Annotated in this window: 7 protein-coding genes; 5 read left to right on the plus strand and 2 right to left on the minus strand. The window is 69.4% G+C overall.

Annotation, left to right across the window (positions count from 1 at the left end):
- Window positions 1-14 precede the first annotated feature (14 nt).
- The 4 genes from IE206_RS34020 to IE206_RS34035 all read left to right on the plus strand — a co-directional run bounded on the left by IE206_RS34020 (window position 15) and on the right by IE206_RS34035 (window position 3,406).
- Entirely contained in the window at window positions 15-983 is a 969-nt protein-coding gene (locus IE206_RS34020; RefSeq protein ID WP_229853277.1) for a phosphoribosylaminoimidazolesuccinocarboxamide synthase, read from the plus strand.
- Between the two features lie 94 nt (window positions 984-1,077).
- On the plus strand, window positions 1,078-1,740 hold the full coding sequence (locus IE206_RS34025; protein WP_189969103.1) for a 3'-5' exonuclease: 663 nt from the start codon (window positions 1,078-1,080) through the stop codon (window positions 1,738-1,740).
- A 57-nt stretch (window positions 1,741-1,797) separates the two neighbouring features.
- A complete protein-coding gene (locus IE206_RS34030; RefSeq protein ID WP_189969105.1) occupies window positions 1,798-2,439 on the plus strand; it encodes a mycothiol-dependent nitroreductase Rv2466c family protein in 642 nt (213 codons plus the stop codon).
- Between the two features lie 133 nt (window positions 2,440-2,572).
- Window positions 2,573-3,406 carry a class I SAM-dependent methyltransferase gene (locus IE206_RS34035; RefSeq protein ID WP_189969107.1) on the plus strand — a complete coding sequence of 278 codons (834 nt, stop codon included), beginning with the start codon at window positions 2,573-2,575 and terminating at the stop codon, window positions 3,404-3,406.
- 89 nt (window positions 3,407-3,495) lie between these two features.
- Here the strand turns inward: IE206_RS34035 and IE206_RS34040 are convergent, their stop codons facing one another.
- On the minus strand, window positions 3,496-4,056 hold the full coding sequence (locus tag IE206_RS34040; protein WP_189969109.1) for an NUDIX hydrolase: 561 nt from the start codon (window positions 4,054-4,056) through the stop codon (window positions 3,496-3,498).
- Window positions 4,057-4,591: 535 nt separating this feature from the next.
- On the opposite strand from IE206_RS34040, the gene IE206_RS34045 reads away from it, so the two are divergent.
- Window positions 4,592-6,610 carry an ABC transporter ATP-binding protein gene (locus IE206_RS34045; RefSeq protein WP_189969111.1) on the plus strand — a complete coding sequence of 673 codons (2,019 nt, stop codon included), beginning with the start codon at window positions 4,592-4,594 and terminating at the stop codon, window positions 6,608-6,610.
- Between the two features lie 862 nt (window positions 6,611-7,472).
- Here IE206_RS34045 and IE206_RS34050 read toward each other — a convergent pair.
- Window positions 7,473-7,835, minus strand: a complete 363-nt coding sequence (locus IE206_RS34050) for a type II toxin-antitoxin system Phd/YefM family antitoxin (RefSeq protein ID WP_189969114.1) — start codon at window positions 7,833-7,835, stop codon at window positions 7,473-7,475.
- Window positions 7,836-8,011 lie beyond the last annotated feature (176 nt).

Consider the following 8,011-nt stretch of genomic DNA (forward strand, 5'->3'; position numbering starts at 1 on the left):
CGCAGCAGAGGAGCATGATGCCCGTCCTCCACTCGACCAAGAACCTGAAGGTCGCCACCCCCGTCACGGAAGCCAGTGCGGGCGTCGGGGTCTTCGAGTACACCGATGCCTACACGGTGTTCCACTACGGCCGGATGCCGGACCTGATCCCCGGCAAGGGCGAGGCCATAGCCCGCATGGCCGCCTTCAACTTCCGGTTGCTGGAGGCGGCCGGCGTGCGGACCCACTTCCGCCGGTTCATCGCCCCCCACCGCATCGAGTTCGATCTCGCCCGCCTTCCCGCCCCGGATGCCGTGCCCCTGGGCCCCGACGTCTGCAACACGCTGCTCCCCGTGCATGTCCTTGTCCGCACGGAACTCCCGCAGGGCAGCTCCGTCCACCGCCGTCTTGCCGCAGGCACCCTTACCCCGGCCCAGGTCGGACTCAGCTCCCTCCCCGCGGCCGGGGAGGAACTGAAGGAGCCGTTCGTCGAGTTCGCGACCATGCTGGACGACGTCAACGAGTACATAGACGCGGCGGAAGCCCAACGCCTCACAGGTTTGGACGACGACCGGTTCCAAGCCCTGCGCGACGTCACCGTCACGGTCAACCGCGTGCTGACCGAGCACGCGCGCACGGTGGGCCTGCGGCACGGTGACGGCAAACTCGAATTCGTGGTGGCGGCCGATGGCAGCCTCGTGCTCGCCGACAGTCCCGGCACTCCCGACGAGAGCCGCCTGCTCTTCGATGGCGTGCACTGTGGCAAGCAGGTCCTGCGGAACTGGTACGTCGCCAACGGGCTCGAAGTGCCCGTCAACCGGCTGCTCGCCGAAGGCGTGCCCCGGCATCAGTGGCCCACGCCGACCCCACTGCCGGGCGACTTCCTGCCGGTGATGTCCGATCTCTACCGGTCCCTGAGTGAGACCTGGACCGGCGAGCGCCTCTGGAACGCTCCGGATCTGCCGGCGGCCACGGCGGCCGTGGCCCGGGTCATCGGGCACTGACCAGAACCCACCCAGGTAGCCGCCGGCGCGTGCTCTTCTCGATGAGCAGGGCACACGCCAGCGGTGCCACCCAACCGACGTGAACGGCGGACGCATGGGCAGTTTGACCGACGACCCCGACTTCCGGGCAACGACGTTCGTGGTCGTCGACTTCGAGACGACAACGCCAACGGGCTACCCGGCGCAGCCCATCGAAGTCGCCGCCCTCGCTCTGCGTTGCCCGGCCGGTGCATGGACGGAAGCCGGCCGAAGTGCCTCCCTCATCCGGCCGCCCGCGTTCGCCCCGGTGACACGGGCCGACACGGCCCAGACCGGCCTGACAGCGGCCGAACTGGCAGGCGCCCCGGACGTGGCACACGTCATGGGTGCCCTGGACCGACGATTCACCCCTGGCGGCCGGTACCTGCTGGTGGCGCAGCACGCCGCCACCGAGGCGAACGTCATCCACAACGCCCGCGAGCACTGCCCGAATCTGGCCCGCATCGACTTCCTCGACACCATCCCCCTCGCCAAGTACCTAGCCCCAGGCCTGGCGAACTACAAACTCGACACCCTGCTGGCGCACTTCGCCATCCCGCAGCCGACCGCCCGCCACCGGGCCTACGCCGACGTCGACGTCACCGCGCAGGTACTCCTCCGCCTCCTTCGTGCCGCGGACGACACCGCGCAGCTCGCCGACCTCGCCGCCCTGGTGAAGGTGGCGGGGCGCACCGCCAAGAGCAACATCCCGGTCCAGGGCGGGCTGTTCGACATCTAGCCCACCCTCCGGGCGACGAGCCATGCAGTGCCACTCGCAGACAGGACGGTACGCATCATGACGAACAAGCAAGAGACCCAACGTGACGAGGTCCAGGTCCCGTTCTGGTTCGATCCGCTGTGCCCCTGGGCCTGGATCACCTCGCGCTGGCTCTTGGAGGTTGAGCAGGTCCGGCCCGTGCGCGCCGACTGGCGGATCATGTCCCTTGCCTACCTCAACCTCGACCAGCGGAGCGGCAAGGGCCTCAGCGAGGACTACCGGAACCTGATGAGCACGGCCTGGGGCTCGGTGCGGGTCTGCGCCGCCGCCGCCGAGCACGCCGGCCGCCCCGTCCTGGGGCCGCTGTACACGGCCATCGGCACCCGGCTGCACAATCAGCGGCGCTGCGAGGACCCCACCGTCATCACCGAAGCCCTGGCGGAAGCCGGGCTGCCGGCCTCACTGGCCGCGGCAGCCACCAGCACGGAGTTCGACCAGCGCATCAAGGACTCTCACCACGAGGCGTTCGACGAGGTCGGACTCGACGTCGGGACACCCGTCCTGCGGATCGCCGGCACGACCCTGTTCGGCCCCGTCATCACCCCGGCCCCCCGCGGCGAAGCCGCCGGCCAGCTCTGGGACGGCCTGGTGAAAGTCGCGGCGACGCACGGCTTCTTCGAGCTCAAGCGGAGCCGCAACGCCAAGCCGTCCTTCGACTGAGTCCACCGCGAACCGACGGCTCCGACGACACGCAGAACGCACGGGTCGGTGCCGCCGATCCGGCCCGAGCGGTTCCAGATCGCCTCCCTTCCCGCCACGTGCGCTACCCGTCCACGAGAACGAGGTGAACCCGTTGGAGTACGACGCCCTCACCGGCTGGGACGACGATGCCACCGCCGAGACCTACGCCGCCTTCACCCGCGCCTACCCCATGTACAGCGCCTCCAGCCGCGACTTGGCCGCGCGCGCCGGTCTCGCCGACAGCCGTGTGATCGTCGATCTGTGCGGTGGCACCGGTACGACAGCCGAGGCGATCCTCGCCTTGGCGCCGCCCGATGCCACCGTCGTCTCCCTCGACAGCTCCGCCGCCATGCAGGGCATCGGGCGTCGCCTCCTGAGCGACCCCCGGGTGACCTGGGTCAACGCCGCCGCCGAAGTCCTGGCCGACCACGTCCCGGCGGGCAGCGTTGATGCCGTCGTGTGCAACTCGGCGGTGTGGAAGACCAACGTCGCCGACGTGGTCAATGCGGTGCGTCGTGTTCTGAGGCCCGGAGGCCGGTTCGTCTTCAACGTCGGCGGCGTCTTCGCCGGCGTCACGCACCCCGCCGCGCTGACCCCGCCGACGGGGCTCTCCCTCAGTGCCCTGATCGAGCAGATCGCCATCCAGGATTACGGCATCGTCCCGCCGACGGCCCCCGTCCCTGCGAAACTCCCGCTCCCCGTGATCACCGAGCTTCTGGCCCATGCCGGACTACGCGTTGTCGCCGCGGAGGTCACCGGTCAGAGCACCACAAACGCTGAGCGGTCGGCCTGGCTGTCCATTCCCGTCTTCGCCCACCCCGAGGGCGCCCTCTCCTACGAGCAAAAGATGGCCATCCTCGCCGAGGCCACCGCCCAGACCAAGCCGGACGACGTCACGGTGACGAGCTGGCTCGTGATCGTCGCCGAGCTCCCGGAGGAGGTATGACGCCGAACCCGCTTGCCCGGGCATCTTCTACGACGGCATGTTCCCTGCCCGGCAGTCGGCCGCCTCGCGAGCTTCCGGTGGCGGAGGGGTTACCTGCTCCCGGTCGATGTGGTGACCGCCCGCGTGATCCGGGGCCCGACGAGGCGCTCCGCCAGATCCAGTGGGTACCAGGCGGCCCCGGTCACCTCGGACTCCTGGATACGCCCGACCTCGGCGTCGGCTGTCGTAAAGACGTAGCCGAAATCCAGGTGGTAGTGGTCCGGCTCGCCCTTTGCGGGTCTGGCCGGCACCCGGCCGAACTCGACATAGGCGGGGTGCGCCGAAACGGGGACGACCTGGCCGGGATCGATGCCGGTCTCCTCGGCCAGCTCCCGCAGCGCCGCGCCGACCAGCGTCGTATCGGTCGGCTCAAGATGCCCGCCTGGCTGCAAAGTGATCCCGTACGCGAGGTGCTCAATCAGGAGGACCTCGGCGCCGTCCCGGACCAGCAGTGCGCCGGCGGTGACGTGCATCGGGAAGGTCCGCCGCGAGGCGAACTCCCGTCCTTCGGCCAGGAGCAGCAGCGGCTCGGCCAGTTGTCCGGCCTCCTGCGGGTAGCGCTCAAGGTAGGTGGTGAGTACTCCCGCGATGTCGCTATCAGTGATCGCCACGGGCCATCGCCCTCCGCTCGGCCCGCGGAGGAATTCCGCCGAGACCTGCCAGTCGAAGGCGGCCACCAAGCACGTACACGGTCAGCTCCACAGGGGTCATGGCGTAACGGAGGCCCCGCACTCTACAAGTCCGCCCGGCCCGATAGACGCCAATGCGCCTGCTGCCATTCGGTACTTGAACCTGCGGGAGGGCCACGCAAGCCCCCGATCCGGTGCCGAACATCACCAACCACTCGAACGTGTGAGTTCAACAACGACCAGGCAAGCGGCTCTTGCCCCAGACGCCAGACCCGCATTCACGTTCGAGACATTCGCCTGTACGGGGCCGTTACGGCCCCGGATCCGGCGCGTTCTTAGAGCACCAGTACCAACCAGTCGCCCAGATGGAGCACACCATGAACACTGAGCCCGCTCTCACTCATCCCTCCGGATTCGAACACCGGCAGGGGTCCCTACTCGCCTCCCTGTCCTGCGGACCTCAGCAGTGCGACACCTACACGCGCCGCTCAGCACGGCTGGATACGAGGTGGGGGGCATGAGCAGCGGTGGTGACGCAGACGGCATCCGCCCTGGGCCGGTGCCCGGCCCGCGCGGTGCGGAACTTCCGCTGCCGCCCCCCGCCGTGCCGGGCGGGCCGCACGACGGTGATATTGCCGACGGCTTGGAGGAGGCGTACTGGTCCGTGTATGACGGCGCCGCGTCCAAGGCCACGGTGGGTCAGATCCTCGCGCGGCTGCCGCGGATCGTGCGCCAGATCGGCCGGCTGGCCTGGCAGGCTGACCGGACCGCGACCATCGCGGTCGTGGTCCTGCAGCTGGCGTCGGCCGCGATGACGGCGTTCGGGCTCATGGCCTCGGTGGCGGTGCTGCGGGAACTGTTCGCCGAGGGACCCACCCCGGACCGGGTGCGCGCGGCCATCCCCCAACTCCTGGTCGTCGTCGGCTTCCTGTCCGCCCGGGCGCTCCTAGAGGCAGGCGTCGCGATCGCGCAGGCCAGAGTGACCCCGAAGATCCGCACCGCGCTGGAGACGGAGTTCCTCACCCTGACCGCCCATGTGCGGCTGGAGGTCGTCGACGACGCGGACTGGCACGACGAGGCCTACCGGGCCAACGACCGCGGGCTGTTCTACGCCCGGCAGATCGTCGGCCAGGTCGTCTCCCTGGCCGCGGCACTGCTCGGGCTCGTGGGCACCGCCGGCGTCTTGGGCGTCCTCCATCCCGCCTTGCTCCCTCTTCTCCTGCTGTCGGTGCTTCCGGTCGGCGCGGCGGCCGTTCGCAGCGCCCGGGCGCGCTTCCACTCCTTCAAGCGGTGGAACACCCTGCAGCGCAGGGTGCGTATCTTCTCCTGGCTTCTGCTGGAGAGGGACGCCTCCGCCGAACTCCGCTCGGACACCGCCCAGGGCGCGCTGCTGGATGAGCATCACCGGCTGACAACCCGGATCGCCGAGGAAGACACCCGCCTGGGAGTGAGCTCGGCCGGGCTGACCCTGGCGGGCCGGGCTGTGGGCGGGATCGGCACTGGCATCACCTATACGGCGCTCGGCGCCATGCTGATCGCGGGCTGGCTGCCGCTTGCCTCCGGGGCGGGCGCGGTCCTCGCCATCCAGGCCGCCCAGTCCTCGCTGACCCGGCTCGTGGACGTCTCCCACCTGGTCTACGAGCACGCCATGTGGGTGGACGACCTACTGGCTTTCCAGGAACGCTGCCGCACTCTCCAGCCGCGCCGCAGTGGGCTGCCCGCCCCCGAGACGGTGAAGTCCATCACGCTGAAGGACGTGTCCTTCACCTACCCGGGCAAGGACACCCCGGCGCTCAACGGCATCTCCATGACGCTGCTCGCAGGTCAGACGGTGGCATTCGTCGGTGTCAACGGCTCCGGCAAGTCCACCTGCGCGCGGCTCCTCGCCGGACTGTACGAGCCCCAGGACGGGGGCACGGTCAGCTGGGACGGGGTGAGCGTGCTGGACATGGATGCCGAGTCGTTGCAGGCCCGGGTGGGCTGCGTGCTCCAGGACCCGGTCCGGTTCCCGTTCAGCGCGCTGGCCAACCTGACCATCTCCCGGGGCACCCTCACCGAGGCCGACCCGCGGCGGGCTCTGGACGCCGCGCGGGCCTCCGGCGCGGAGCAGGTCATTGCCGGACTGCCGGGCGGGTGGAACGCGCTGCTGTCCAAGCGGTTTCGCGGCGGCCAGGAACTGTCCGCCGGCCAGTGGGCGAAGGTCGCCGTCGCCCGCGGCCTGTACAAGAACGCCCCCGTACTGCTGCTGGACGAACCAACCGCCAGTATGGACCCCCGCGCCGAGCACGCTGTGTACGAGGCGGTCCTGCGGGACAACCCGCGCCCTGACCAGATCACGGTGCTGATTTCCCACCGCCTGGCGAGCGTCGTCGCCTGCGACCGCATCTTCGTCTTCGACGGTGGCCGCATCACCGAGAGCGGCACCCACCAGGAGCTGATGAACCTCGGCGCCGAGTACGCCGCCATGTTCACTCTCCAGGCCGCCGGCTACCGCGCCGAGGCAGAGGATCTAGACCGTATGAAGCGGCCGTCCTGAGCTGTGCGTTGAGGTCGACTGCCGCGCCGAAGGCTCCAGCGGCGGCAGCAGCACGCCCAGGGTCCTCCTTCACTCTTGACGCCCCGTGCGGTCAGCCTGGCTCGCGTAGGGGGAGCCAGGCCGGCGGGCACCCCCGACGAGGGGCAAGGAGGGCTCGACTGGCGGCACGGCGCCGGGGTGCACTGCCACGCTCCGCTCACTGCGGCCGTTCAGGCGTCTCCGTCGACCCGCAGCAGCGCGCCGTCCTGGAGACTGTGGCGACCGCCATGGGTGATCCGGCCGTCGGCCCCCTGGGCAAGCCCGCTGCACGGAACTTGCCCAAGGTGTCCCGCGATCGAGCGGCTCGTCGCAGTACCGGGCCGCGTTCGCATACCCAAGCACCGCCAGCATCCGCCCCACGCTTATCACCAGGCCAGCAGCGAACGGCTGAAGTCGGAGAGTTCACCCCCGCTGGGAACGTCGTAGAACTCGGCGTCTTTGGTGTAGACGCTGAATGGTCCTGGGCTGGTGCGCATAGGGCCTCGATCGTGACTGCGGGGTGCGTTGCGTATTGCCGCGGCTCAGCGTCCCACGCCAGGATGCACAGCTACTGCCATTCCAGGATTCTCAATCCCCCGGCTCGTGACACACAGCCCCCGGGAGCACCGTGTCCGGGTGTTGCTGTCGATTGGTCTCGGCCTCCAGGGTGAGCCGGTGTGGCCCGCCCGGCACTCCAGGCCCCAAACACAATGGCATGGCCGGGGTCCACGAGTTCGTCACGGCGTTGGAGGCTCAGCCTTGCCGACCGTATGGACGACCACGTCGGTGGTCAGACAATGCAGATCTTCTGACGCCGGTACCGCAGCGGGACTCGCGAACCCGTTTAGGGAGTGTCCGAGGACCCCTCCGGCGCGTCGTTCTTCGGACCGGGAGAAGCGCCGGCGACTTGGGTGTGCCACTCCGGCGGGACCATGACCGCACCTGTTTTACCCCGGTATGTCACGGCCACGTGCTCTCCCGCGTGCGCGCGGTCGAGTAGCCGGGCCAGCCCGCGAACGGCGTCCTGCGCGGTGATTGTGTCCGTCACCTTTCCTCCGGCCTGAGCGTGCCAGTCGGCCGGCACCAGTACGGCGGCCGCGTGCCCGTGCCGGGTGACCACGTGATGGGCGCCCTTCAGGCGTACCCGGGTCAGGACTGGGCTCCATCCCGACCGGGTGTCGTCGGCGCTGCTGCTGGTCGTCTCCATGAGCCGGAAGTGTACGGACCTCCCGGACTTCACGAACAACTCACCACTTCCCGAACTTCCATAACTTCCCGAACTTCAAGGTGTGCGGTACGGTCTTCCACGTCGGAGGGAAAGCCCCGGTGTCGGACCGCAGCGAAGACTTCAGTGCCGCACGGAAGATTTCAGTGAGGGGAACC

The organism is Streptomyces violascens (assembly GCF_014649955.1).
Lineage (GTDB): Bacteria > Actinomycetota > Actinomycetes > Streptomycetales > Streptomycetaceae > Streptomyces > Streptomyces violascens.

Bases quoted from the DNA above. Each gene is read 5' to 3' on its own strand.
- IE206_RS34020 (WP_229853277.1), top strand. From the start codon at position 15: ATGATGCCCGTCCTCCACTCGACCAAGAACCTGAAGGTCGCCACCCCC.
- IE206_RS34025 (WP_189969103.1), top strand. From the start codon at position 1,078: ATGGGCAGTTTGACCGACGACCCCGACTTCCGGGCAACGACGTTCGTG.
- IE206_RS34030 (WP_189969105.1), top strand. From the start codon at position 1,798: ATGACGAACAAGCAAGAGACCCAACGTGACGAGGTCCAGGTCCCGTTC.
- IE206_RS34045 (WP_189969111.1), top strand. From the start codon at position 4,592: ATGAGCAGCGGTGGTGACGCAGACGGCATCCGCCCTGGGCCGGTGCCC.
- IE206_RS34050 (WP_189969114.1), bottom strand. From the start codon at position 7,835: ATGGAGACGACCAGCAGCAGCGCCGACGACACCCGGTCGGGATGGAGC.